The organism is Plantactinospora sp. DSM 117369 (assembly GCF_053764795.1).
The window spans coordinates 3,812,716-3,839,513 of the sequence record NZ_CM132446.1; the positions used below are offsets into that span (position 1 = coordinate 3,812,716).

General features: G+C 71.9%; 17 protein-coding genes, 1 pseudogene and 2 CRISPR repeat arrays. Of the genes and pseudogenes, 15 read left to right on the forward strand and 3 right to left on the reverse strand.

Annotated elements, in window-relative coordinates; translation table 11 throughout:
• Positions 1-24 precede the first annotated feature (24 nt).
• The 12 genes and pseudogenes from ACSMXO_RS16620 (at position 25) to ACSMXO_RS16675 (ending at position 18,708) form a co-directional block, all read left to right on the forward strand.
• Entirely contained in the window at positions 25-2,130 is a 2,106-nt protein-coding gene (locus ACSMXO_RS16620) for a UvrD-helicase domain-containing protein (RefSeq protein WP_455418425.1), read from the forward strand.
• Positions 2,127-4,982 carry a CRISPR-associated endonuclease Cas3'' gene (locus tag ACSMXO_RS16625; protein ID WP_455418426.1) on the forward strand — a complete coding sequence of 952 codons (2,856 nt, stop codon included), beginning with the start codon at positions 2,127-2,129 and terminating at the stop codon, positions 4,980-4,982. Before ACSMXO_RS16620 ends, ACSMXO_RS16625 begins: the two co-directional genes overlap by 4 nt.
• A gap of 32 nt (positions 4,983-5,014) precedes the next feature.
• Positions 5,015-6,676: a type I-E CRISPR-associated protein Cse1/CasA gene (gene casA / locus ACSMXO_RS16630; protein ID WP_455418427.1), complete on the forward strand. Its 1,662-nt coding sequence runs from the start codon at positions 5,015-5,017 to the stop codon at positions 6,674-6,676.
• Positions 6,673-7,365, forward strand: coding sequence for a type I-E CRISPR-associated protein Cse2/CasB (gene casB / locus ACSMXO_RS16635; RefSeq protein WP_455418428.1), 693 nt, complete (start codon positions 6,673-6,675; stop codon positions 7,363-7,365). The genes casA and casB overlap by 4 nt, the downstream gene beginning before the upstream one ends.
• Positions 7,362-8,486 (forward strand): type I-E CRISPR-associated protein Cas7/Cse4/CasC, encoded by a 1,125-nt coding sequence (cas7e, locus tag ACSMXO_RS16640; RefSeq protein ID WP_455418429.1) that lies wholly within the window; start codon positions 7,362-7,364, stop codon positions 8,484-8,486. The genes casB and cas7e overlap by 4 nt, the downstream gene beginning before the upstream one ends.
• Positions 8,483-9,184 (forward strand): type I-E CRISPR-associated protein Cas5/CasD, encoded by a 702-nt coding sequence (cas5e, locus tag ACSMXO_RS16645; protein WP_455418430.1) that lies wholly within the window; start codon positions 8,483-8,485, stop codon positions 9,182-9,184. Before cas7e ends, cas5e begins: the two co-directional genes overlap by 4 nt.
• A gap of 2 nt (positions 9,185-9,186) precedes the next feature.
• The gene (gene cas6e / locus ACSMXO_RS16650) at positions 9,187-9,873 is read left to right on the forward strand and encodes a type I-E CRISPR-associated protein Cas6/Cse3/CasE (RefSeq protein ID WP_455418431.1); all 687 of its coding nucleotides are present in this window, start codon (positions 9,187-9,189) and stop codon (positions 9,871-9,873) included.
• Positions 9,870-10,837 (forward strand): annotated as a pseudogene (gene cas1e / locus ACSMXO_RS16655) (type I-E CRISPR-associated endonuclease Cas1e). The gene cas6e and the pseudogene cas1e overlap by 4 nt, the downstream one beginning before the upstream one ends.
• Positions 10,837-11,247, forward strand: coding sequence for a type I-E CRISPR-associated endoribonuclease Cas2e (cas2e, locus tag ACSMXO_RS16660; RefSeq protein ID WP_455418432.1), 411 nt, complete (start codon positions 10,837-10,839; stop codon positions 11,245-11,247). The pseudogene cas1e and the gene cas2e overlap by 1 nt, the downstream one beginning before the upstream one ends.
• Positions 11,248-11,272: 25 nt before the next feature.
• Positions 11,273-13,928: a CRISPR direct-repeat array (repeat unit 28 nt; unit sequence CTGCTCCCCGCGCACGCGGGGATGATCC).
• A 1,486-nt stretch (positions 13,929-15,414) separates the two neighbouring features.
• Positions 15,415-16,182, forward strand: a complete 768-nt coding sequence (locus ACSMXO_RS16665; protein ID WP_455418433.1) for a DUF5753 domain-containing protein — start codon at positions 15,415-15,417, stop codon at positions 16,180-16,182.
• Positions 16,173-16,364, forward strand: coding sequence for a DUF397 domain-containing protein (locus ACSMXO_RS16670; RefSeq protein ID WP_455418434.1), 192 nt, complete (start codon positions 16,173-16,175; stop codon positions 16,362-16,364). The genes ACSMXO_RS16665 and ACSMXO_RS16670 overlap by 10 nt, the downstream gene beginning before the upstream one ends.
• Positions 16,365-16,475: 111 nt before the next feature.
• Positions 16,476-17,783: direct repeats of the CRISPR family, unit length 28 nt; unit sequence CTGCTCCCCGCGCACGCGGGGGTGATCC.
• Between the two features lie 151 nt (positions 17,784-17,934).
• The gene (locus tag ACSMXO_RS16675) at positions 17,935-18,708 is read left to right on the forward strand and encodes a phosphotransferase (RefSeq protein ID WP_455418435.1); all 774 of its coding nucleotides are present in this window, start codon (positions 17,935-17,937) and stop codon (positions 18,706-18,708) included.
• Between the two features lie 196 nt (positions 18,709-18,904).
• Here the strand turns inward: ACSMXO_RS16675 and cobF are convergent, their stop codons facing one another.
• Genes cobF through cbiE form a run of 3 tightly spaced genes read right to left on the reverse strand, consistent with a single transcriptional unit; the run spans position 18,905 to position 21,653 of the window.
• The gene (cobF, locus tag ACSMXO_RS16680) at positions 18,905-19,666 is read right to left on the reverse strand and encodes a precorrin-6A synthase (deacetylating) (protein ID WP_455418436.1); all 762 of its coding nucleotides are present in this window, start codon (positions 19,664-19,666) and stop codon (positions 18,905-18,907) included.
• Positions 19,667-19,677: 11 nt separating this feature from the next.
• Positions 19,678-20,430 carry a precorrin-4 C(11)-methyltransferase gene (gene cobM / locus ACSMXO_RS16685; protein ID WP_455418437.1) on the reverse strand — a complete coding sequence of 251 codons (753 nt, stop codon included), beginning with the start codon at positions 20,428-20,430 and terminating at the stop codon, positions 19,678-19,680.
• The gene (gene cbiE / locus ACSMXO_RS16690; protein WP_455418438.1) at positions 20,421-21,653 is read right to left on the reverse strand and encodes a precorrin-6y C5,15-methyltransferase (decarboxylating) subunit CbiE; all 1,233 of its coding nucleotides are present in this window, start codon (positions 21,651-21,653) and stop codon (positions 20,421-20,423) included. Before cbiE ends, cobM begins: the two co-directional genes overlap by 10 nt.
• A 508-nt stretch (positions 21,654-22,161) precedes the next feature.
• On the opposite strand from cbiE, the gene ACSMXO_RS16695 reads away from it, so the two are divergent.
• From ACSMXO_RS16695 to ACSMXO_RS16705, 3 genes are read left to right on the forward strand one after another with little or no spacing between them, the layout of a single operon-like run.
• Positions 22,162-24,399: a magnesium chelatase subunit D family protein gene (locus tag ACSMXO_RS16695; RefSeq protein ID WP_455419252.1), complete on the forward strand. Its 2,238-nt coding sequence runs from the start codon at positions 22,162-22,164 to the stop codon at positions 24,397-24,399.
• Entirely contained in the window at positions 24,399-25,013 is a 615-nt protein-coding gene (cobO, locus tag ACSMXO_RS16700) for a cob(I)yrinic acid a,c-diamide adenosyltransferase (RefSeq protein WP_346256735.1), read from the forward strand. The genes ACSMXO_RS16695 and cobO overlap by 1 nt, the downstream gene beginning before the upstream one ends.
• On the forward strand, positions 25,007-26,428 hold the full coding sequence (locus ACSMXO_RS16705) for a cobyrinate a,c-diamide synthase (RefSeq protein ID WP_455418439.1): 1,422 nt from the start codon (positions 25,007-25,009) through the stop codon (positions 26,426-26,428). Before cobO ends, ACSMXO_RS16705 begins: the two co-directional genes overlap by 7 nt.
• The last annotated feature ends 370 nt before the right edge of the window (positions 26,429-26,798 follow it).

Genomic DNA, 26,798 nt, shown 5'->3' on the forward strand with positions numbered 1-26,798 from the left:
CAAGCGCCGCTGATGGGGGATGGTATGGCTGAGTTGGCCATCGGCCGGGCATTCCTGCCCGCCTATGCCAGGCTGCAACGCCGGGTGCAGCGCGCCGTCGACGCCGCCATCGGGAAGTTCGCCGAGCACACCCACGCGGGGCTGCACCTGGAGAAGCTGACCGGCGCATGCGACCCGAACATCCGGACGATCCGTGTCGACCAGTTCTATCGCGGGGTCGTGCTCTCCCTCGGCCAGGAGAAGTACGCCCTCCTCGACGTCCTGCCGCACGACGACGCCATCGCCTTCGCGGTGAGCCGCCGGTTCACCGTCAACCAGACGCTCGGCGTACTGGAGATGCGTGACCAGGCGGGCATCGAGGAGTTCGCGCGTACCGCGCCGCCGGACCCGCGCGGCGGCGGGCTATTCGACCGGATCTCGACCGCCGACTTCGTACGGCTCGGCGTGGACGAGGACCTGGTGCCACTGTTGCGCGTCATCGCCACCGACCAGCAGTTGGAGAGTCTCGCCGGGCGCCTGCCCGAGACGCAGCTCGACATCCTCCGTGGACTGGCCAGCGGATTGCCCGTGGCCGAGGTCTGGGCGGAGATGGCCGACCGGATCGTGTCGGGGAAGGTGGACACCGACGACCTGCTGACCGCGGCACGCCGTACGCCCGAGCGGATCACCTTCGTCTCCGGTCCGGTCGAACTCGCTGCCATCCTCGCCTACCCGTTCGACCTGTGGCGCACCTTCCTGCACCCGACGCAACGCGACATCGCCTACCGCGACACCTACAGCGGCCCGGCGCTGGTGACCGGCAGCGCTGGTACCGGAAAGACGGTTACCGGACTGCACCGGGCGGTGTTCCTCGCGAAGCGCCTGCCGGACGGGCAGAAGGTCCTGCTGACCACCTTCACCCGTGCACTCGCCGACGCCCTGACCAAGCAGCTGTGCCGGCTCGCCACGGACCCGGCAGTGCGGGCCCGTATCGATGTGATCAGCATCGACAGGCTGGCCTACGAGATCGTCGCCCGGAGCAGCGGAAGGGTCGGCGTCGCTGAGAGCGAGGTTGTCGACCAGTTGTGGGAGGCCGCCGCGAAAAACGGCCCCACCTTCGTCAACCGGGCCGGCCAGGTCACCACCTACAGCGCCGCCTTTCTCAAGCACGAGTGGGAGCAGGTGGTACTGGCTCAGCAGCTGGCCACCCTGGATGCGTACCGCGAGGCACCCCGCAAGGGCCGGGGCGCGGGTCTGCGTGCGGCCCAACGCGAGCAGGTGTGGACCGCACTCGACGGTGTGGTACGGGAGCTGGCAAAACGGCGCCTGCGTACCCACACCCAGCTCGCCGACGACGCGGCCGCGATCCTGCGCCGCTCGCCGGCGCCGTACCAGCACGTCGTCGTCGACGAAGGGCAGGACCTGCACCCGGCGCAGTGGCGCCTGCTGCGGGCGCTCGTCGCGCCGGGGCCGAACGACCTGTTCCTGCTCGCCGACCCCTACCAGCGCATCTACGACAGTCAGGTGTCACTGGCCCAGCTCGGCATCGAGGTTCGTGGCCGCACCCGACGCCTCACCGTCAACTACCGCACCACCCACGAGATCCTGGATCTGTCGGTCAAGGTACTGGGTGGCGATCCCGCCATCGGCCTGGACGGCGAGGGCGACACGTTGCGCGGCTACCGCTCGATCACGCGTGGTGGCGTACCCGAACTCGCCGCCCACGGCGACCGCGACGGCGAGTGCGACGCCCTGGTCGAGCGGGTGGGGACCTGGCTGGAGCAGGGGGTCGAGCCGCACGCCGTCGGCGTGGCGGTCCGCACCGGACAGCTCGTCAAGACAGTCAGCAAGATCTTGAGCGATGCCCACATCGACGTCGCCGACGACAAGCGGGGCACTGACGGGGTTCGGGTGGCGACCATGCACCGCATGAAGGGGCTGGAGTTCCAGTGCCTCGCGGTCGTCGGGCTGGACGCGGGTGTGCTGCCGGCACCGCACGCGCTGACTCCGGCGGCCGAGGACCCGCACGCGCACCGGCAGGACATGCAGCGCGAGCGCTGCCTGCTCTTCGTCGCCCTGACCCGAGCCCGCGACGTGCTCTACCTGTCGCACAGCGGCACGCCGAGCCCGCTGCTGCCGGTGAGCCAATGAACGCCCGAACCGGTGGGACCGGTGGCGCCGGCGGGCCCAAGCTCGGCGATGCCGCGCGCTCCGTCTGGGGCAAGACCGACCGCAGGGGCATCTCGCCGGTCGGTTGGCTGCCGCTGTGGCGGCACCTGGCCGACACCGCCGACGTCGCCGGATCGCTCTGGGACCACTGGCTGAGCCGGGCAGTCCGGCACCGCATCGCCGACGAGCTGCCCGGCGGTGACGCGGACGGTCGCATCCTGACCGTCTGGATCGCCGGGGTGCACGACATCGGCAAGGCCACGCCGGCCTTCGCACACCAGGCGTACGACCTGGCACGGCGGATGCGGGACCACGGGCTCACGTACCAGCCGGACCTGATCCGCGCCGACCGCAGGTACGCCCCGCACGCCACCGCCGGGCACCTGGTGCTGGCGAACTGGTTGCAGGGGCAGGAGTGGCTCGACCCGCATCCGGTCGCCGTCATCGTCGGCGGTCACCACGGTGTCCCGCCGACCGACGAGGGCCTTCGGGACGCCCAGGTGCGTCCGCATCTACTCGGCGACGCGGCCTGGCGGCAGGTGCAGCAGGAGCTGCTGACCTGGATGGCGGAGCGGTCCGGCGCGGCCGAGCGGCTCCCCGGGTGGAGCGACGTCGCGCTCTCCCAGCCCGTGCAGGCCGTCCTCACCGGGCTCGTCATCGTCGCCGACTGGATCGCCAGCAACGAGGAGTTCTTCCCGTACATCCTGGACAGCACGGACGCCGATCGGCTGCACGCCGGCTGGGAGCTGCTGGACCTACCCGTACCCTGGCAGCCCGCCGTGGCGCCGCCGAGCCTGGAGGACCTGTTCGGGGCGCGCTTCACGCTGCCCGCCGGTGCGGTGCCGCGTCCGGTGCAGCGTACGGTCGCCGAGCTGGCCGCGACCATGCCGCTGCCCGGCATGATGATCGTCGAGGCGGCGATGGGGGAGGGGAAGACCGAGGCGGCCCTGGCAGCGGTGGAGATCATCGCTCGCCGTAGCGGGCTCTCCGGCTGCTACCTGGCGCTGCCCACCCGGGCGACCAGCGACGCGATGTACGGGCGGATGCTCTCCTGGCTGCGCCGGCTGCCCGACGCGCAGGTCGGCCGGGGCGCCCGCGACGTGCGGCTGGCCCACGGCAAGGCAGCGCTCAACCCCGAGTACGACCAGCTACGCAGGACACTGCTGCCCAGCGGCATCGCCGAGGACGCGGGCGGTACCGACATCGGTGTGCACGCCTGGCTCGCCGGGTCGAAACGGACCCTGCTCTCCAGCTTCGTCGTCGGCACGATCGACCAGCTGCTCTTCGCCGCGCTGCGCAGCAAGCACCTGGTACTGCGCCACCTCGGCCTCGCCGGCAAGGTCGTGATGATCGACGAGGCACACGCATACGACGTCTACATGGGACGGTTCCTGGACCGGGCGCTGGAGTGGCTCGGCGCATACGGCGTGCCGGTCGTCGTACTCTCGGCGACCCTGCCGGCGCAGCGCCGGGCCGAGCTGATGGCGGCGTACGACGCGGGCCGGCTCGGACCCCTGCCCAAGCTCACCTGGCGCGACCGGGGCAAGCCGAAGATCGACCCGTACGCCCCGCTCCGGACCGACCTGCGATACCCGCTGGTCACGGTCTCCACCGCTGAGCGCGGCGCTACCGCCGTCAGCTCTGCCGACTCCGGACGAGGCGGCGAGGTGACTCTGCGCCGCCTGCCCGACGAGTTGCCCGCACTGGTGGAGCTGCTACGCGACCAGTTGACCGACGGCGGCTGCGCGCTCGTGATCCGCAACACCGTGGCCCGGGTGCAGGAGACCGCTGCTGCGCTGCGTGCCGCCCTCGGCCCCGACACCCCGGTCTCGGTGGCGCACTCCCGGTTCATGGCCGTCGACCGTGCCGCGAAGGACGGCTGGCTGCGCGACACGTTCGGGCCACCCGGCACCGGTGTCCGCCCGCACCGGCACGTGGTGGTGGCCAGCCAGGTCGCCGAACAGTCGCTGGACATCGACTTCGACCTGCTGGTCACCGACCTTGCCCCGGTCGACCTCGTGCTGCAACGCATTGGCCGGCTGCACCGCCATCCGCGCCCCGACCGCCCCGCCCGGCTCGCGACACCCACCTGTTGGATCACCGGCGCCGACTGGACGACCGAACCACCACAGCCGGTCAGCGGCTCCCGCCGGGTCTACCAACCGGCCACACTGCTGCGCAGCGCCGCCGTGCTGCTGCCACACCTGGACGGCACCCCGCTGCGGCTGCCGGCCGACATCGCCCCGCTCACCCAGACCGCCTACGCCGACACGGCGCTCGGCCCGCCGTCCTGGCAGTCCGCGATGGTCGAGGCGGAGGCGAAGCAGCGCGACGAGATCACCACCAAGGAGCTGAAGGCCGACGGCTTCCGGCTGGCCGGCGTCGCCGAGCCCGGGGTACCGCTGATCGGCTGGCTCTCCGGTGGCGTCGGTAACGCGGACGACCGCGTGGCGCAGGGCCACGTCCGCGACACCGACGCCGACTCCCTGGAGGTCCTACTCCTGGTACGCACACCGGACGGCTTGATCCTCCCGCCGTGGATCGACCGGGGCGGAACCCCGGTGCCGACCGGTAGCCTCCCGGGCTGGCCGTTGCCCCGGCTGATCGCGCGCTGCACCCTACCGCTGCCACGTGCGATGACCGCTGCCGACGAGATCGACGACGTCATCACCGAGCTGGAGCGGCGTACCGACCTCACCGCATGGCAGGACAGCCCCTGGCTGGCCGGCGAACTCGTGCTCGACATCGATGAGGACGGGCGCGCCACGGTGGCCGGCTTCGACCTGCACTACGACCCGGACGAGGGACTGCGCGTCAGCCGCGCCGCCACCTGAGTCCACCCCGATCCCAGAAGGAGGTGCTGCCGGTGACCGGCTCACCGCACCCCGCCGAGTTCTCGCTGGTCGACGAGGCGTGGATTCCGGTGCTGGACACCGCCGGTCAGCGCCGGGACGTGTCGCTGCTCGGGCTCTTCGCGCAGGCCGGCGACCTACGGATGATCGCCTGTGAACTGCCCACCCAGTCCTTCGCCATCCTGCGGCTGGCGCTGGCGATCCTGCACCGCACCACCGGTGGCCCACCCGGCGAGGCCGCCTGGCGGACGCTGTGGCGGGACCGGAAGCTGCCGACCGCCGACCTCGCCGACTACCTCGGCGAGTTCCGCGACCGGTTCGACCTGCTGCACCCGAAGCACCCGTTCTACCAGGTCGCCGACCTGCACGCGGCGAAGAGCAACACGTACGGGCTGGAGCGGCTCATCGCCGACGTGCCGAACGGCATGCCCTTCCTGACGACCCGTGCCGGGTCGGGCATGGAGTCGATCACACCCGCCGAGGCGGCCCGCTGGCTCGTGCACTGCCAGGCGTACGACCCGTCCGGCATCAAGACGGGGGCGGTCGGCGATCCACAGGTCAAGAACGGCAAGGGCTACCCGATGGGCCCCGGCTCGGTCGGTTTGTTGGGCGGCGTCCACCTGGAGGGCGCGACGCTGCTGGAGACCCTGCTGCTCAACCTGGTGCCGATCGCGCCCGGCTGGCAGGTGGCCGACGAGCGGGACCTGCCGGTGTGGGAACGCGAGCCGCAGACGGCCGTCGAGGAAGCCGGTTCGACGCGTGGCCCGTACGGGCTGCTCAGCCTCTACACCTGGCAGTCCCGGCGGATACGGCTCTTCGGCGATGCCGGCGGCATCACCGGCGCCATGATCGCCAATGGTGACCGGCTCGACTGGCAAGACCGGCACCTGCTGGAGCCGATGAGCGTCTGGGGACGCAGCGGACCGCGCGAAACCAAACAGAAGCAGACCCCCATCTACCTGCCCCGACCGCACGACCACGGCCGGGCCCTGTGGCGAGGACTTCAGAGCCTGCTGCCGGCGCCGCCGTCGTCCGGCAGCGAAGCGCCGCAACGGCTGTCCCCGATGGTCGTGCAGTGGCTGGCCCGGCTGACCGTCACCGGTGTGGTCGGAGCGGACTTCCAGGCCCGTACCCGGGCCACGAGCGTCACCTACGGCACCCAGCAGGCGGTCGTGGACGAGGTGTTCAGCGACGCGCTGACGATGAACGTCCTGCTGCTGGTCGAAGACTCGGCGCTGCGCGCGACGGCCGTCGACGCCGCCGGTGACGCCGAGGCTGCGGTGAAGGTGCTGCGCCGGCTCGCCGACAACCTGGCCCGCGCCGCCGGTAGCCGCGACACCGACAGTGGCGACGCCGACCGGGCGGCCGAACGCGGGTACGCGCTGCTCGATGGCGCCTTCCGCGACTGGCTGGCCCGGCTCGGCCCGGAGAGTGACCCGGTGGCCGAACGAGCGGCGTGGCAGCGGCTGGTCTGGCGGGCCATTCGCCGGATCGGGGACACCCTGGTCGCCGCCGCTGGCCCGAAGGCGTGGATCGGCCGTGCCGGCACCGACCACGCCGGCAGGGAAGTGCACTACTCCAGTTCGCAGGCCGAGGCGTGGTTCTACGTCGGCCTGGCCAGGGTGCTGCCGATGGCGGCCGAGTCTGCGCGACAGAGGCAGGAGGAATCAGCATGACCGTGGTGGAAGCCGACCAGCCGGCCAGCCCGGCCCGGCGGTCGAGGAGCCGGCGGCGCAAAGACCTTGGCGAGTACGTCGCCGGGACGATCGCCGGCCTGCAAGCGCGGGTGTTGCGCACCGTGCCACAGCCTGAGGCCGTCAGCGCGCTGGCCCGGCTGCGGCGGGGCATCGGACGGATCCCGGGCTTCGACTACACGCTGGAACCGTATCTACAGGTGCCGGAGCGGCTGCTGGGCCGCCGGGCCGCCGACGACGCCGAGGCGACGGACGCCGAGTACGCCGTGCACGACGCGGTGACTCTGTACGCACTACACCAGCAGTCACAGCGGGAGCGGATGCACGTCGAGGGACGCGGGCTGGGGCAGGCCCTGTCCGAACTCGTCCACAAGTCCACCGGGCCGGACGGGGTGCGACGCCGCTTCGCCGCGCTCGGCACCGCCAGCTCCTACCAGGAGAGCATCTACCACCTGCGCAGCATGGTCACGATGCTGCGCGGGCACCAGATCCCACTCGACTACGGCCTGCTCGCCGACGACCTGGCGATCCTGCGCCGGGCGGACGGTCGTTCCAAGGTCCAGGCGATCTGGGGCCGGGAGTTCTTCCGCAGCCGGCCCAGCACTGACGTCCTCTCTCCCGCCGATGTCGACGTCCCCGCCACCGAACTTCCCGAGGAGGAGCCATCATGAGCCGCACCATCATCGACGTCTACGCACTTCAGACAGTGCCGCCGAGCAATCTCAACCGGGACGACACCGGCTCGCCGAAGACCGCCGTCTACGGCGGGGTACGCCGGGCGCGGGTTTCCAGCCAGGCATGGAAGCGGGCGATCCGGCTGGCCTTCGCCGATCTGCTCGACCGCTCCCAGCTCGGCGAGCGGACCAAGCGGGTCGGCGAGTCGCTCGCGGCCCGGATCAAGGCCCTCGACCCGAGCATCACCGGGGAGGAGGCGTCGGCGCTGGCCGCCGAGGTCTTCGTGGCGGGCGGCCTCGCCAAGGCCGACAAGAAGAAGGGCGAGCTGAAGGACGTCGAGTCCGGTTACCTGCTATTTCTGAGCCACCGGCAGTTGGACAACCTCGCCGCCGCCGCGCTGGAGGCGTCTCGCAGCGGCGCCAGCCTCGACAAGGCCCGGTTCAAGGAGCTGGCCAACACGGAGCACTCGGTCGACGTCGCGATGTTCGGCCGGATGGTGGCCGACATGACCGACATCAACGTCGACGCCGCCTGCCAGGTCTCGCACGCCATCAGCGTGCACGCCGTCGACAACGAGTTCGACTACTTCACCGCTGTCGACGACCGGAAGGAGGATGCCGCGGAAACCGGTGCCGGCATGATCGGGACCATCGAGTTCAACTCGTCCACGCTGTACCGGTACGCGACGGTCGACGTCGACGCGCTGCACCGTACCCTCGGCGACGCGGGCGCGACCCGGGCCGCCGTCGAAGCCTTCCTGACCGCGTTCGCCCGCAGCATGCCGACGGGGAAGCAGAACACCTTCGCGCACCGTACGCTGCCCGATGCCGTGCTGGTGCGGCTGCGCGACACCCAGCCGATCAACCTGGTCGGGGCCTTCGAGACGGCGATCCAGGAGACGCACGCCGCCGGGCGGGTCGAGCTGGCGGCGGCCGCACTGGCGAAGCACACCGTGGCCGTCGAGAACGCCTACGGGGAGCGACCGGTCGGCAGTTGGGTCACCCAGGTCGGCGAGAAGACCGCGGTACTGGCCGACCTCGGCAAGGCGGTCAGCTTCGGCGAGCTGGTCACCGGGGTAGGGGAGCAGGTCACCGTCGCGCTCGGGCAGCCGGCATGAGTGTGTTGCTGTTGCGGCTGGCCGGCCCGCTCCAGTCGTGGGGCTCGTCGAGCCGCTTCGCCCGCCGGGGTACCGAGATCGCGCCCACCAAGAGCGGGGTGATCGGCATGCTCGCTGCAGCCAAGGGCGTCCGACGCACCGAGCCGCTCACCGACCTGCTCGGCCTGGAATTCGGGGTACGGCTGGACCAGCCCGGGCAGATCCTGCGCGACTTCCAGACCGCCCGAACTCTCGACGGTCGCCACAGCGCACCGCTGACCTACCGCTTCTATCTCTCCGACGCAGCCTTCCTCGGCGCCGTCAGCGGCGAAGAGGAACTGCTGCACGGCCTGGCAGAGGCGCTGGACCGGCCCCGATTCCCGCTCTACCTCGGGCGGCGGTCATGCCCTCCGGTCGGGCCGATCAGTCTCGGCGTACACGATGAAACGCTTGACGACGCGCTGGCGGAATGGCCGTGGCTCGCCGCTGAGTGGTACCGCAGGCGAGCGTCCCGCATGGTCCGGTTGGAGGTCATCCGGGACGCCCGTCCGGGCGAGCCGGTGACCGAGACCGTGCCCGACGAGCCGGTCAGCTTCGACCCCGCGCATCGGCAGCACACCTGGCGATCGGTGCTGCGTCGGCACGTCGATGTCGCCAACGACCTCGCCGAGCGGGCCGGTGTCGCCGAGCACGACCCGTTGAGCCTGCTGGGAGGCTGAGCATGTTCCTGACCCGATTCCAGATCAACCCGGCCCGGCGGAACGCGCGGAAGCTGCTCTCCTCACCGCACGTCATGCACGCGGCAGTCCGCGCGGCCTTCCCCGTCGCCGAGGACTACGAGCGCGCCGGCACCCGTACGCTGTGGCGGCTCGACACCCCGGCCACCGCGACCGTCCACCTCTTCATCGTCAGCCCGGGGCGGCCGGATCTCACCCACCTGATCGAACAGGCCGGCTGGCCCACCGCCGAGACCGAGCCCTGGGTGACCCGGGACTACGACGGGTTGCTCGGCTCGCTGCACCCCGGACAGCAATGGGCGTTCCGGCTCACCGCCAACCCGACGCACAGCGGGCGGAAGACCGCCGACGCCAAGGAGACGCAGCGCTTCGGCCGGCTGCGCGAGCCCGAGCAGGTCGACTGGCTGGCCGACCGGGCCGAGCGGTACGGTTTCGCCCTGGCCAGCCAGCACGACGGACTTCCCAACCTGCGGCTGCACCGACGCTACACCCAAACCTTCAAGCGCGGCTTGGGTACCGTCACCCTCACCACGGCAACGTACGACGGCATTCTCCAGATCACCGATGCGGACGCCTTCCGGCGGGCGTTGACCGGCGGGATAGGGCACGCCAAGGCGTACGGCTGCGGCCTGCTCACCCTCGCCCCCGTTCCTGCCGCCGCCGCTCCGTGAAGATCCCGGGGGTCCCACCGGCGGAACTTTCGGACCTGAACCGCGCCCAGGATCGGCTCAGCTTCGTCTACCTCGAACGCTGCGTCATCCACCGCGACAGCAACGCGATCACCGCCACCGATGACAAAGGCGTCGTCCACATTCCGGCCGCAACCCTCGGCGTCCTGATGCTCGGACCCGGCACCAGCATCACCCAACAGGCGATGATGCTCCTCGCCGACAACGGCGCCACCGCGGTCTGGGTCGGCGAGCAGGGCGTCCGCTACTACGCACACGGACGCCCGCTCGCCCGATCCAGCCGGCTACTCGTCGCCCAGGCCACCGCCGTCGCACACCGCGACCGGCGGCTCCACGTGGCGCGCGAAATGTATCGGATGCGCTTCCCCGGCGAGGACACCAGCACCCTCACCATGCAGCAACTCCGTGGCAAGGAAGGAGCCCGGGTACGTCGCTGCTACCGCGAGCTGCCAAGCGCACCGGCGTGACTTGGAACAATCGCGAGTACAACCCGGACGACTTCGACGGCGGCGACGCCGTCAACCAGGCGCTCTCTGCCGCACACGCCTGCCTGTACGGCATCGTGCACGCCGTTATCGTCGCCGTCGGCGCCTCACCCGGCCTCGGTTTCGTCCACACCGGCCACGACCGGTCCTTCGTCTACGACATCGCCGACCTCTACAAGGCCGACATCACCATCCCGGTCGCCTTCGACATTGCCGCCAGCGGATCCACCGACATCGGCCCGGACACGCGCCGTGCGGTACGTGACCGGGTCCACGGCGGCGCCCTCCTCGACCGCTGCGTACGCGATATCCGGACTCTGCTGCTGGGCGCCGCTCCTGCCGGTCCTATCGACGAGGAGTGGCTCGACGAGGAGGCGCACGGCGGCACCGTACGCCTATGGGACGAGGGCGGCTACGAGCTTGCCGGCGGGCGGAACTACGGCGAGGAGGTCGACTTCTGATGACCGTCATCATCCTCACCGCCTGCCCCGAAGGGCTACGCGGCCACCTCACGCAGTGGCTGCTGGAGATCTCCGCCGGGGTATACGTGGGACACGTCAACAGCCGGATCCGGCATCGGTTGTGGGTCAAGGTCGTCGAGATGGCCGGACCGGGACGGGCGCTGCTCGTCTACCAACAGCCGGGGGAGCAGCGGTTGTGCTTCGACGTACACGACCACCACTGGCAGCCGGTCGATTTCGACGGGATTACCCTGATCCGCCGCCCCACCCAGCGAAGCACCTTCAACCCCGCTCTGCCCCGGGGATGGAGCAAGGCATCGAAGCGCCGTCGCTTCGGACGGCGCGGCCCGGCGGGTAGAGATACCACGGTGGCCAGCCCGAGAGAAAGTGAAGAAAAATCCGGAAGTTGATCTCTAGGAGCCCAGGTCAAGAAGCGTGCTCCCCGCGCACGCGGGGATGATCCCGCCAGTCACCGACGGCACGCCCGGCACCCGGGGTGCTCCCCGCGCACGCGGGGATGATCCCATGGCTGATGGGCTCTCAGGGGCGGGAGACGCGTGCTCCCCGCGCACGCGGGGATGATCCGCGGAACTCGACACGGCGCGGAAGGCGCTTAGCCTGCTCCCCGCGCACGCGGGGATGATCCCGGGCCGGTAAAGCCACCCGCACCGGGGTACGGCTGCTCCCCGCGCACGCGGGGATGATCCGGACTGCCATGCCCGGGGACCGTCGACGTCCAGCTGCTCCCCGCGCACGCGGGGATGATCCGTTGCGTGCCCATCCGCTCATCCGGATGCTCCGCTGCTCCCCGCGCACGCGGGGATGATCCGCAAACACAAGAAATAGAACAAGGGGGAAGGGATGACCTGCTCCCCGCGCACGCGGGGATGATCCCTCTGGCTCGCCAGCATGGACGGCCACTACAGCCTGCTCCCCGCGCACGCGGGGATGATCCGACTTCCTAGCCTTAAGACCACTATTCCCGGTGCTGCTCCCCGCGCACGCGGGGATGATCCCGCTTCCCGTAGCAGCGGAGTCGCCAGCTCCATCTGCTCCCCGCGCACGCGGGGATGATCCGGCGACGGCGTCCCCTACAACGCGACCATCGACCTGCTCCCCGCGCACGCGGGGATGATCCGTGCCCCGCGTTCCGCTCCGACCACGTTGGGCCCTGCTCCCCGCGCACGCGGGGATGATCCGTTGCTCGCACCGTGCCAGTTCTGCACTGTGCCCTGCTCCCCGCGCACGCGGGGATGATCCCCCCGCCGGCGTACGGCTCAGGCCGGCCGGCGACTGCTCCCCGCGCACGCGGGGATGATCCCTGAGCATCCCGGGAGCCCGGTGGAGTGAACGGCTGCTCCCCGCGCACGCGGGGATGATCCGTTGACCAGGGTGGCCCCGGCAAGGTCGACATCCTGCTCCCCGCGCACGCGGGGATGATCCGGTGGTGCCGGCCGCGTCAGCCGGCGGCGAGACCTGCTCCCCGCGCACGCGGGGATGATCCCTGCTCGGGCACGCCTCCCTGGACTCGACCCGGCTGCTCCCCGCGCACGCGGGGATGATCCGTGTCGGCTTTCCGGCCCGGCTGACCGCATGTGCTGCTCCCCGCGCACGCGGGGATGATCCGATGGTCTGCGTCGTGTACACCCAGCATGTGGCCTGCTCCCCGCGCACGCGGGGATGATCCCGCGTCGAGCGTGGACTGCTGCGACGCCAGAACCTGCTCCCCGCGCACGCGGGGATGATCCGGTCGATCTGTGGGCCGGCCGGTCGGCGGGGGCCTGCTCCCCGCGCACGCGGGGATGATCCCCTCCGACCATCACCCGCCCCGATGGGATCGGACTGCTCCCCGCGCACGCGGGGATGATCCCAGGGCTTCAGCGTTCTCGAACTCCATGTCGCCCTGCTCCCCGCGCACGCGGGGATGATCCGGGTCTGCAACATGTACACCCTGCCGAGGTCGTCTGCTCCCCGCGCACGCGGGGATGATCCCGGCGAACTCGTCGACTCGGCAACGTGGACCGACTGCTCCCCGCGCACGCGGGGATGATCCCCAGCTGGGGACCGCGATGAACAACCTGACGCCCTGCTCCCCGCGCACGCGGGGATGATCCCCAGCTGGGGACCGCGATGAACAACCTGACGCCCTGCTCCCCGCGCACGCGGGGATGATCCCCAGCTGGGGACCGCGATGAACAACCTGACGCCCTGCTCCCCGCGCACGCGGGGATGATCCCGGGTTCCGACCGACGACCAGGATCCGGCGCACCTGCTCCCCGCGCACGCGGGTATGATCCGGTTGCGAAGGTCGCCCGGCGCAACGTCGGCAACTGCTTCCCGCGCACGCGGGGATGATCCCGCCATGCGGATGTTCCTGTCCGGCGACGCCGACTGCTCCCCGCGCACGCGGGGATGATCCCGGCATCGTCAGAAGGTTCGCCACAACATCAGGCTGCTCCCCGCGCAGGCGGGGATGATCCGCGCCCCGCCTCGGATCATCCGGTAGGCGGGGCCTGCTCCCCGCGGACGCGGGGATGATCCCAACCACGCTGTCGCGGTCGAGATCACCGGAGTCTGCTCCCCGCGCACGCGGGGATGATCCGTGGCGGAAGCCGCGTCGGATCTTCGTCAACAGCTGCTCCCCGCGCACGCGGGGATGATCCAGGCGTACGCACTGGCTACCGCGAGGAACTTCACTGCTCCCCGCGCACGCGGGGATGATCCCGCGCCGCACTGGCGGTCGCCCGAGGCGCAGGCCTGCTCCCCGTGCACGCGGGGATGATCCCGCCATGCCCTGCGTCACCAGCAGGACCAGGAACCTGCTCCCCGCGCACGCGGGGATGATCCCACCAACCCCACCTGACCCAGCGGCGTCCCCTGCTGCTGTCCGCGCACGCGGGGATGATCCGCGCGAGGCGACCGTCACCGGGAAGGGCGGCAACTGCTCCCCGCGCACGCGGGGATGATCCCCAGGGAGGACAGCATGATCGACGTCCATGTCGCTGCTTCCCGCGCGCGGGGGGATGATCCCCCATCACTGGACCCGGAGTACGTCGCACGGCTCTGCTCCCCGCGTACACGGGGGTGATCCGATTTAGGATGGTGACGGTCGGTATATGTGGCACCGCTCCCCACGCAGGCGGGGATGATCCCCGTTTTCTCGATATCGACACGACTGACCCGGCCTGCCGCCCGCGCACGCGGGGCTGACCTGGAGTCCGCTGTGCTCGACAAGGTCTGCTCCCTGCGACGCGGGGATGATCCGCAGGCGACCGCGTATAACGAGAACGCGACCGGCTGCTTGCCGCGCATGTGGGGGTGATCCTCGGAGGGATCTTAAACTGGTATGTACCTATGTTTCCGTCCGCGGGCGCGGGACTGATCCCGACCTGGTCCCACTCCTCTGTGGACCGCTGCTCCCCGTGCACGTGAGAGTGATCGCCTGGCACTCTCAGCTCCGGAAGCCGAGAAGCGCAACCCTCCTCTCCGCGCGGGTGATCGGGCCACCGCCAACGCTGGCCGTGCGTCGGGATCGCTGTCCTGGCCCACCGACCGCACGGGTCGGCAGGTGCGCTCGCCCGAGCGGAACCTGATGAGGAAACCGGCGTGCGTCGCGTAGCCAATGCCGGATAGTCGTACGAGCGCTAGGAACGCCGCCCACCCCGGACCGGGGAGGCGATCCGGGGCGGGCGTGGGGTGATGAGGCAGGTCAGCGGTGGCGAGGGAGCCAGTACAGGATCTGTCCGGTGATCAGCGCGGGATGGGTGTCTGGGAGTTCCTCCAGTGCGCGGGCCAGGTGCGCGCCGAGGTAGACCATCAGCCCCACCCGGTTACCCCGGAAAGAGGTCAGGAGTGCCAGGCGGGCCTGCCGACACGGCCAAGGGTCGGCGCAGGCGTGGCAGGCGTACGACCGCGTCGGGAGATGGTGGCCGCTCCGGGCGTGCTTCCGCCGTATGTGCCGATACCAACGCTCCTGTGGGCCGATCACCGGTCATACCCGTTCACCATGCCGAGCGCGGCGCTCCTGCGCCGGGGGGGAGTCCCCCTGCGCGCCCGTTCGCCAGATGTGGGCGGGTCGATGCGTCCCAGTTGGGTCGCTGGTTGGTTATCAGTGCCCGGGCCGGCAGGGGAGGGGCGTCCGGCGCCAGTGCCCGGATTTCGGCTCGCTCCCTTTCGGTCAGTTCGACCGGTGGCGTCGCGCGGGCGGCGACCCGGGCCCCCGGCGAGCCAGCCGTGGCACGGGTGACGGCTCGTAGGGCATGGGTAGGCGTCCGACCGAGTCCGGACAGCGCCAGCGGAAGCCGCAGCGACAGTACCGCCAGAGCCGCCACCACGCGCGGCCATGGCGGGATGTGGCCTTACGGCTGAGCTTCATGATGCCTCCCGTCGGCGGCGTGAATGTGGACGGGGCGGCGCCGGGCTCCGATACACGGGCGCCGCCCTGTGGGCACCTCTCCCGAAATGGAGATACAGGCCCGGTCGGGGTGCTTGTTGAGATCGTGCGCCCTGTGACGAGATAATCACACCGCGCTTCAGTTCGTACTTCAGACGTACGTCACGTCCGCTTTGGAGGCGGCATGAATCGAGAGCTTCAGCGAGCCATGGTCGAGAGCAGCCAAACCGCCGAGTCATTGGCAGGTCAGATCGGAGTTGACCCGAAGACGGCGGCACGGTGGGTAACGCATGGACGGATACCGCAGACACGACATCGGTCCAAGGTTGCTGAGCTGGTCGGCCGAGACGTAGTGGACCTTTGGCCGGACGTTTTGAAGAGGCGGGAGCCCGTTTGGCTGCGCGGATGGATCGAATGGGAGCGTGAGGCAACCGCCCTGCGGTGGTACGAACTGGCATGGGTGCCGGGCCTCCTCCAGACGGAGGCGTATGCGCGAGCAACTCTTGCGGGCGAGTCGCTGACGGCTGAGGAGACCGACAGGCTCGTCTCCTCCCGTGTCAGTCGGCAAGCCATCCTCCATCGCGACCGGCCGCCGCTCTTCGTCGCGGTCATGGACGAGTCGGTCCTTCACCGGCACGTCAACGGCAACAAGGCACTGATGCGCGAGCAGGTCGAGCGGATCATCGCCTGTGCCGACCTGCCGACCGTTCAGGTCCATATCGTGCCGACCAGCGTCGGGATGTATCCAGGACTCGGCGGGCCGTTCATCCTCGCCGACCTTCCCGACGGCGTCCGTGCCGCCCATGTCGACAGTCAGGTCCGCGCACAGATCGTGGATGGCGCGGCCGACATTGCTACCCTTGGACAACGCTGGGAACGCATCCGGGGGAAGGCACTCTCGGAGGAGCAGTCCCTGAACCTTCTTGGGGAAGTGGCAAGATCATGGACGTGACCAAGGCTCGGTGGCGCAAGAGCACGCGTAGCGGCAACAACGGCGGTTCCTGCGTGGAAGTCGCCGACAACCTGCCCGGTGTCGTCCTGGTTCGCGACAGCAAGGACCGCAACGGCGGCAGCCTTACGTTCGACCCGGTGGCATGGCGGTCGTTCGTGGACGACGTGGCCCGGCGCCAGTAGCCGAGCCTAAACCTTTACCGCGTCTTGCCTGCCAGCCCCGGAATAATGATCTTGCCGGCCCTAGTGAACAAAATCGGCGTACTTGATCTATAGAGCCGCAGGTCAGGAAGTCTGCTCCCCGCGCACGCGGGGGTGATCCCAGTCCGGCGGACTCAACATCACGGTAGAGGCTCTGCTCCCCGCGCACGCGGGGGTGATCCTACCATCCTATAGCTTAGAATGCATACTCTTACCTGCTCCCCGTGCACGCGGGGGTGATCCCCGGCGTCTCCCCGTGGCTCGTCGCGGCCGGTACTGCTCCCCGCGCACGCGGGGGTGATCCCGATCACGGTCCGCCGGACAGGATGCAGGACACCTGCTCCCCGCGCACGCGGGGGTGATCCCGGTGGCAAGACGTGTCGGTGCTGCGGAGCAACCTGCTCCCCGCGCACGCGGGGGTGATCCCTCCGTACAGTAGTTGTACGAAGGTTCGTACAACTGCTCCCCGCGCACGCGGGGGTGATCCGACGCTCGCGGCGGCACTCGCGGCCGGCGGGTTCTGCTCCCCGCGCACGCGGGGGTGATCCGTACGTCCAGCCGACCGCCGACGCGCTCGGCCCCTGCTCCCCGCGCACGCGGGGGTGATCCCCCGGCCGGCTCCCCGGCGAGGACGCCGCCGCCCTGCTCCCCGCGCACGCGGGGGTGATCCGTGTTGGCAGTATTCGCGGACCCGACCGATGCGCTGCTCCCCGCGCACGCGGGGGTGATCCGGGTAAACCGTGCCCTGAGCTACGGCGCGTATTCTGCTCCCCGCGCACGCGGGGGTGATCCGTTAGATTTCCGATCGATGGTCGATCCTGAGACCTGCTCCCCGCGCACGCGGGGGTGATCCCTACCTCCACACGCTGGCCCACATCGCCGCCGCCTGCTCCCCGCGCACGCGGGGGTGATCCGGATGTCCGCCGCTGGCATCGCACCGCGCAAACCTGCTCCCCGCGCACGCGGGGGTGATCCGCGCAATGAGCGTTTCCGGACGCTGGTTCCGGTCTGCTCCCCGCGCACGCGGGGTGATCCCGTGAACGTCCAGTGCGTCCGGCGCGGTGCCCCCTGCTCCCCGCGCACGCGGGGGTGATCCCATGGTTCGCGTACAGGATTGAGCCGGCCCCGACTGCTCCCCGCGCACGCGGGGGTGATCCCGTGTCGAGCGTCTACGGTGGCGTAACGGGTTTCTGCTCCCCGCGCACGCGGGGGTGATCCCACGCTCGGCTCTTGCCTGTTCCTGCCGGACCGCTGCTCCCCGCGCACGCGGGGGTGATCCGCTCCGTCCGGTATGCGGCCGAGCCGATCGGCACTGCTCCCCGCGCACGCGGGGGTGATCCCGACGCCACCAAGAGCGAACCCAGGTCCGAACCCTGCTCCCCGCGCACGCGGGGTTGACCCCGAGACGCACCACTGGGTGGCCGGCAACAAGGGCTGCTCCCCGCGCGCAAGCGGGGGTGATCACCGGCCGAACTCGCCCAGACCGGGCTGCCCGGCTCGGAGTGCTGGAAACCCGGTATCGGGACCGGTCGGAGTCCAGTACACATGGAGGATGACCGAGGTGGCGCTGCCCGGCGGTCACACCACGGGTGCCGTACTGATCGATGACGTCGTACACAAGCCGGCCTCGACCTGGACGTCGACAGTGCATGCGTTGTTGCGGTACCTGGAGGATGCCGGTTTCGACGGCGCTCCACGGGCGCTCGGCTTCGACGACCAGGGTCGCGAGATGCTCAGCTACCTGCGCGGCGACACCGTCGGCGACCGGACGCCGTGGCCCGACTGGGTGTTCGCGGAGTCGACCCTGGTCCAGGTCGGCCAATGGCTGCGACGGCTTCACGACGTGACGGTGGGTTTCGGTCCACCGGCGGACGAGAGGTGGTTCATCGGCGACGCGGTGCGGCCGGGGCTGGTGGTGGGGCATCAGGATGCGGCGCCGTACAACGCGGTGGTGGACGGCGGCCGGCTGGTCGGTTTCTGCGACTGGGGTGCGGCCGGTCCGTCGACGCGGGAGTTCGACCTGGCGCTGTCGGCGCTCTGGTGGGTGCCGTTCTGCCCGCCGAACGCGGTTGCGCCGTTGGGCTTCGATCCCTCCGAGGACCGGTCCCGCCGCCTCCACCTCCTGCTCGACGCCTACGGCTACGACGCGGACCGGCGGGAGTTCGGCGCCGTGGTCGTGCACCGCGCCCGGCGGCAGGCTGCCGCCATCCGCCGGATGGCCGACGGCGGGGATCCGGCCGCGACCCGGTTGCTGTTCGTCGCGGACTACTTCGAGTCGGCCGCCGCCGACGTCGAGGCGCTGCCGAACGAGTTCTGGGCGTACTGACCCCGGAGCGGCATCCGCCGTGCCGAGCCTTATGCACCAACCGAGTCTCCCCAGCGATGGTGTTTGTCCGGCCTCTTCGTCGACTGGAGGTACACCCTTTCAATCACCCGCCGTCCTGCCCGGTCATCCTGCTTCGTCGGCGGGCGGCGGCTTCGCGACCACGTCGGGGACCGTCGACCCCAGGCGCAGGCCGTGGTCAGTGCGTCCGGCGGCGCAGCAGGTACGTGTCCATGATCCAGCCCTTGCGCTCCCGCGCGGCCCGGCGTACCTCGACGATCCGTGGCCCGGCCTCGGCGAGCGGGCCGGCGACCAGGATCTCGTCCGGGGTACCGAGGTAGGCACCCCAGTAGATCTCCACGTCCGGCTCGGTGACCCGGGTGAACGTGCAGTGCGCGTCGAGCATCACCACCAGGTCGTCCACTCCGGACGGCCAGCCCTGGGCCAGCAGCCGGCCGGTGGTGACCTGGAACGGCCGGCCGACCCGGTTCAGCCCGATCCGGTGCCGGGCGGCCAGCGTGGCGACGCTGCTCACCCCGGGGATCACCGTGTAGTCGAACTCGACCGTCCCGTCGGCCAGCATCTCCTCGATGACGCCGAACGTGCTGTCGTAGAGCGCCGGATCCCCCCAGACCAGGAAAGCGGCGCAGCCGTCGGCCGGTACCTCGTCGCGGACCAGCGCTCGCAGCAGTTCGGCCCGGCGGCGGCGCCACGCGTCCACCGCGTCCACGTAGGCCGGCGCGGTCCGGTCCCGGTCCGGATCCCGCAGCTCCACCACCCGGTGGCCGGGCTTCGTCGGGTGCCGGCGCAGGATTTCCTGGCGCAGCCCGAGCAGGTCCTGCTTGGCGGCACCCTTGTCCAGCACGAAGAAGACGTCGACCTCGGCGATCGCCCGGACCGCCTCCAGGGTCAACTGGTCCGGGTCACCCGCCCCGATGCCGATGACCAGGATTTTCCGCATGACCGCCGTCCCTAGAGTTTCGCCGACCGGTCCCGGCCGGCCGAGTAGAGGTAGCTGTCCGGGAAACCCTCGGCCGCCAGTACCCGGCCGACGACGATCACGGCGGTCCGGCGTACCCGGGCCTGTTCGACCTGGTCGGCGATGTCGGCCAGGGTGCCGCGCAGCACCAGCTCGTCGGGGCGACTGGCCCGGGCGACGACCGCGACCGGGCAGTCGGCGCCGTAGTGCGGGACGAGCTGCTCGACCAGCTCCCGGGTCCGGCCGACGGCCAGGTGCAGTACCAGGGTCGCCCGGCTGGCGCCGAGTACCACGAGGTCCTCGCTGTCCGGCATCGCCGTCGACCGGGCGCGGGCCCGGGTGAGGATGACCGTCTGCCCGACCGTCGGCACGGTCAGCTCCCGGCCCAGCGTCGCGGCGGCGGCCGCGAAGGCCGGTACGCCGGGCACGATCTCGTACGGCACGCCCGCCTCGTCGAGCCGGCGCAACTGCTCGGCCACCGCACTGTAGATCGACGGGTCGCCGGAGCAGAGCCGGGCCACCTCCCGGCCGGCCCGGTGTGCGTCGACCATCCGGGCCACGATCTCGTCCAGGGTGAGGTCGGCGGTGTCCACCAGTTCCGTATCCGCTGCACACGATTCGAGCAGCTCCGCCGGGACCAGGCTGCCGGCGTAGAGGCAGAGCTGGGCGCGGGCCAGCACCCGCTGCCCGCGTACCGTGATCAGGTCGGCGGCGCCCGGTCCGGCGCCGATGAAGGTCACCGGCACGGCTTGACCACAGCCCACTGCACCAGGGCCCGGGCCGGCTTCCACGCCGTGAAGCCGCCGAGCGGCGCGGCCCGCTCCACGCCGAGCCGGGTCAGGTCGCCGCCGAGTCGCTCGGCACGGATGGTCAACTCGCGTTCCCCCTCGATCGTCACCGCGTGCGCGACCAGCCGGCCGCCAGGGGCGAGCGCCGCCCAGCACGCGTCCAGGACACCCTCGGCGGCCAGCCCGCCGCCGACGAAGACGGCGTCCGGGGTCGGCAGCCCGGCCAGTACCGCCGGTGCCCGGCCGACCACCACCTCCAGCTCCGGCACCCCGAGCGCCGACGCGTTGCCGGCGATCCGCTCGGCCCGGTCCGCCCTCGCCTCGACCGCCACCGCTCGGCAGGTCGGCTCGGTCCGCAGCCATTCGATGCCGATGCTGCCCGAACCCGCGCCGACGTCCCAGAGCAACTCGTCGGGTGCCGGGGCGAGCCGGGCCAGCGCCAGCGCCCTCGCCTCCCGTTTGGTCAACGCCCCGTCGTGGGCGTACGCCTCGTCCGGCAGGCCCGGCAGCGTCGACCGGAGTACGGCGTCCGGTCCGGCCGTGGCGTGCACCGCGACGACGTTCAACGGGTCGACCGGCAGATGCGGCCAGTCCTGGGCGGTCCCGTCGCGGCGGCGCTCCTGCCCGGTGCCGAGCTGCTCCAGTACGGTCAGCGGGCTTGCTCCGTAGCCGGCGTCGGTGAGCAGGCCGGCCAGGGCCGACGGTGTCGACGCGTCCGCGCTGAGCAGCAGGATCCGCCGGCCGGGGGCGAGCACCCGGCGTACCCGGGCCAGGTCGCGGCCGACCGCGCTGACCACGCTGACCCGCTCGACCGGCCAGCCGAGCCGGGCGCAGGCCAGGCTGATCGAGGACGGGTGCGGGAGTACCTCCACCCGGTCGGGGCCGACCAGTTCGACGATCCGCGCCCCGATCCCGAACCACATCGGATCGCCGCTGGCCAGCACGGCGAGCCGGCAGTCGGCGTACGCGTCGAGCACGCCGGGCAGCGCCGGCAGCAGCGGGCTCGGCCAGCTCACCCGCTGCGCCGGCAGTTCCGCAGGGAGCAGGTCGAGCTGCCGGCCGCCGCCGAGCACGACCTCGGCCGTCCGTAACGCCCGCCGGCCGGCCTCGCCGAGCCCGGCCCAACCGTCCGCGCCGATGCCGACCACGGTCAGCCCAGGTCTGGCACTCGTCGCGGTCACGAGCCGGAACGTTAGCCGACCCGCCGGCGCCGGCGCCCCGCCGGGTGAGCCGCGTCATCGTCAGGACGTGCCGTGCGCTCTGCTGCCGCCGATGCCCCCCCGGGTGAGCCGCGTCATCGCAGGTCGACCAGGTCGGTACCCGATTGCCGCGATCCGGGGTCGAGCCGGTCGGCGTGCCCTGTGCCCCGCTGCCGCCGATGCGCATTCGGGCGGGCAACGTCGTCGCGGAGCTGCCTGCACCGCACCGCCGCCGATGCCCGGTCGGCCGGGTTGTGCCATCATCGGCGGCGACGGTGCGGCGAGGAACGCCGGTGGGTCGGTCCAGCAGGGCCGGCGACTCCGGGGCGGTCCCGCCACTGTGACCGGCCGACGGCCGGGAGCCAGACACTCGCCCCCGTCCTGGGCCGGCCCTCCGGGCGGCCCGGTACCGGACCGGTCGCGGGCGTGGACACCCGCGAGGCAGGAGGTTGGCCCCGTGCGGTCGTACCCGTTCTCCGCCGTCGTCGGAATGGACGACATGGCACTCGCGCTCACCCTCAGCGCCGTCTCGCCGGCCATCGGCGGAGTGCTGATCCGGGGCGAGAAGGGGACCGCGAAGTCCACCGTGGTCCGGGCGCTGACCGCACTGCTGCCACCGGTGACCGTCGTCACCGGCTGCCGGTTCTCCTGCGACCCGGCCACACCCGACCCGGACTGCCCGGACGGGCCGCACGATCCGGCGGCGCCGTCGGCGACCCGGCCGGCCCGGCTCGTCGAGCTGCCGGTCGGCGCGACCGAGGACCGGGTACTCGGCGCCCTGCACCTGGAACGGGCACTGCGCGACGGCGTCACCGCGTACGAGCCGGGGCTGCTCGCCTCGGCGCACCGTGGGCTGCTCTACGTCGACGAGGTCAACCTGCTGCACGACCACCTGGTCGACGTGCTGCTGGACGCGGCGGCGATGGGCCGGGCCACCGTGGAACGGGAGGGCGTCTCGATCGCGCACGCCGCCCGGTTCGTCCTGGTCGGCACGATGAACCCGGAGGAGGGCGAACTCCGCCCGCAACTGCTGGACCGGTTCGGCCTGACCGTCGAGGTGGCGGCCAGCCGTGACCCGGCGGTACGCGCCGAGGTGACCCGGCGGCGGCTCGGCTACGAGGCCGACCCGGACGGGTTCGCCGGACGGTACGCGGCGGCGGACGCCGAGCGCGCCGCCCGGATCGCGCAGGCCCGTCGACTGCTCCCCGAGGTACGGCTCGACGACGACACCCTGCACCGGATCGCCATCGTCTGCGCCTCGTTCGAGGTCGACGGCATGCGCGCCGACCTGGTGACCGCGCGTACCGCGATGGCGCACGCCGCCTGGTGCGGGCGTACCACGGTCAGCGGAGTGGACGTCCGCGTCGCCGCCCGGCTGGCGCTGCCGCACCGGCGTCGGCGCGACCCGTTCGACCCGCCCGGCATCGAGCAGGAGCGGCTCGACCAGGCGCTCGCCGAGGCCGGCCTCGACCAGCCCGCCGAGCCGCCCCCGGACGGTGGCCCGCCGCCGCAGGGGCCCGGCCCGGACGAGCCCGACCCGGGTGGCCCGGGCGGTGCACCGCAGCCCGACGACACCGGCCCGGAACCCGGGACCCCGCCGGCCACCGGTCCCGCCGCCGAACCCGACGCCCCGCCGGACGGCGCGGCGAACGGGGCCGGAGACGGCGCCGGACCGGAGCAGCCGGACCGGGTCGGGGTGCCGGCCGCGCCGCTCGGCTCGGCGGAACCGGACGGGGCGGGTACCAGCGCGGCCGGCGGGAGCCGGATGCTCGCCGCCGAGCGGCCGTACCGGGCCCGGCTGCTGGTCGTACCGGGGGTCGGGGCGGGGGTCGCCGGGCGCAGGTCACCGGCGGTCACCACCATCGGGCAGACGATCCGGACCAGGCCGTCCGGGGTCACCGCGGGCAACCGGCCGCACCTGGTCGCCACGCTCTGGGCGGCCGCACCGCACCAGCGGGCGCGCGGCCGGCGCGGCACCGGGCTGGAGTTGCGGCCGCAGGACGTCCGGGTGCCGGTCCGGCAGGGCCGGGAGGGCAACCTGATCCTGTTCTGCGTCGACGCCTCCGGCTCGATGGCGGCGCGGCAGCGGATGCGGGAGGTGAAGACCGCCGTACTGTCGCTGCTGCTCGACGCCTACCAGCGGCGCGACAAGGTCGGTCTGGTCACCTTCCGGGGCGGCGGCGCCGAACTCGCGCTGCCACCGACGTCCAGTGTGGACATCGCCGCCACCCGGCTCGCCGAGCTGCCGACCGGGGGCCGTACCCCGCTGGCCGAGGGACTGCTCCGGGCCGGTGCCGTGCTCCGGGTGGAACGGATCCGGGACCCACGCCGCCGCCCGCTGCTGGTGGTACTGACCGACGGCCGGGCCACCGCCGGCCCGGACGCGGTGCTCCGCTCCCGGTACGCCGCCCGGCTGCTCGCCGGCAACGGCGTCCGCTCGGTGGTGGTCGACTGCGAGGCGGGACGGATCCGGCTCGGCCTCGCCGCCGAACTGGCCGGGGCACTCGGTGCCGAACACCTGCCGCTGGAGCAGGTCGCCGCCGGCACCCTGACCGGCGCGGTGCGGCTCCGCACCGGCGTGCGTACCCGAAGCGGCGCCGGCGCGGAGGCCACCGCCGGCAGCGGCGGGATCGGCCGGAGTGGCTCCGGACCGCGCACCGGATCGGCCCGGGAAAGCGCCGGAGCGGGCCGGGGGAGCGCCGGAGCGGGCCGGGGGAGGGCCGCCTGATGCCGCAGGGACAGCCGGAGACGGTACCCGCCGACGGGCTGACCACCCGGCAGCGCCGCAACCGGCCGCTGCTGATGGTGCACACCGGCGCGATGAAGGGCAAGTCGACGGCGGCGTTCGGGCTGGCCATGCGGGGCTGGCACCAGGGCTGGTCGATCGCGGTCTTCCAGTTCGTCAAGTCGGCCCGCTGGCGGGTCGGCGAGGAATCCGCGCTGCTCGCGCTCGGCAGGCTGCACGAGCAGACCGGCGAGGGGGGCCCGGTGCAGTGGCACAAGATGGGCGCCGGCTGGAGCTGGAGCCGCCGGTCCGGCACCGAGGCCGACCACGCCGCCGACGCCCTGGAAGGCTGGCGCGAGATCCGGCGCCGGATCGCCGAGCAGCGGCACCGGCTCTACGTGCTCGACGAGTTCACGTACCCGATGAAGTGGGGCTGGGTGGACGTCGATGAGGTGGTCGACACCCTGCGGAACCGGCCCGGCCACCAGCACGTGGTCATCACTGGCCGGGACGCCGACGCCCGGCTGGTCGAGGCCGCCGACCTGGTGGTCGAGATGACCAAGGTGAAGCACCCGATGGACGCCGGCCAGAAGGGACAGCGGGGGATCGAGTGGTAACCCGGCTGCCCCGGGTGGTGATCGCGGCGCCCGCCTCCGGGCAGGGCAAGACCACGGTGGCGACCGGGCTGATGGCGGCACTGCGCGACCGGGGCCTGGCGGTCAGCGGCCACAAGGTCGGCCCCGACTACATCGACCCCGGGTACCACGCGGTCGCGACCGGCCGGCCGGGCCGCAACCTCGACCCGCACCTGCAGGGCGAGGAGCGGATCGTCCCGCTACTACGCCACGGCGCGACGGTGCCGGTGCCGGCCGACGTCGTGGTGATCGAAGGCGTGATGGGGCTGCACGACGGCGCCATCGGCCGGGAGGGGTTCGCCTCCACCGCGCATGTCGCCCGGTTGACCCGCAGTCCGGTGCTGCTGGTGGTCGACGTTTCCGGCGCCTCCCGCAGCATCGGCGCGCTGGTGCACGGCTTCGCCGGCTACGACCCGGAGCTGACCATCGCCGGGGTGATCCTGAACAAGGTCGGCTCACCGACCCACGAGGCGGAGGTGCGGCAGGCGGTCGCTCGGACCGGGGTACCGGTGTTCGGGGCGCTGCGCCGGGACGCGTCCCTGGACACCCCGAGCCGGCACCTCGGGCTCGTGCCGGCCGCCGAGCGTGCGGCCGAGGCCCGGCGTACCGTCGACGCGCTCGCCGGGCAGCTCGGCCGGGCGGTGGACCTGGACGCGGTGCTCGCCGTCGCCCGCCAGGCACCGGAACTGCCCACCGGGTGGTGGCGACCGGACGAGGAACTGCCCCGGCTGGCCCCGGTGACGGTCGCGGTCGCCGGTGGTGCGGCGTTCACCTTCCGGTACGCCGAGACCGACGAACTCCTCGCGGCTGCCGGCGTCCGGGTCGTACCCGTCGATCCGCTGCGCGACGAGGAGTTGCCGCCGGACTGCGCGGGGCTCTACCTCGGCGGCGGCTTCCCCGAGGTCTACGCGGCCGAACTCTCCGCCAACGCCCGACTGCGTGGCGCGGTCGCCCGGGCGGCCCGGGCCGGGATGCCGGTGGTGGCCGAGTGCGCCGGGCTGCTCTACCTGTGCCGGGACCTCGACGACCACCCGATGACCGGAGTGCTGGCCGCCTCGGCCCGGATGACCGGCCGGCTCACCCTCGGCTACCGGGAGGCGGTCGCGACCGGCACCAGCCTGCTGACCGACCCGGGAACGGCGGTGACCGGGCACGAGTTCCACCGCACCCAGGTCGAGTACGGTGCCGGCCGGGTGCCGGCGTGGCGGTTCCGGCCCCGGCCGTCCCGCCCGCACGGGCTCGACGCGACGGTCGAGGAGGGCGTGGTCGACCGCAACCTGCACGCCTCCTACCTGCACGTGCACTGGGCCGGGCATCCGGCGCTGGCCGCCCGGTTCGGCACGGCGGCGGCCCGGTACGCCGGAGCGCCGGCCCCGGTGTGGCCGGCGGCCCGGTAGGCCCAGAGCACGCCCCGACCCACCCCCGGCTGATCTGCTCAGCAGGATTGTTGATCAGCGCACCGCCCCGGCTGATAACGCCTATCGTTCGTGCCCTTTCCGAATGCCAACGTGTGGTGCGACAGATGGCTGGCGATGAATTCCAGCGGGAATCTCCCTCGCCTATTGACCTATTCGGCGGACGGCTCGACGTGACGGCCGCCCTGACCGTGGTACGCGACCCATCGCCGATGCGGAGTATGGTCGTAGATGTGGCGAAGTCGGGTGGTTGGTGGTCGTCCATGAGGCGGCGCCCGATCCGGAACCTCGTCTGGGCGGTCTCCGGGTTCGGCCAGCGTCCTGAACACCCGGCCCAGCGGTCCGCGCGAGC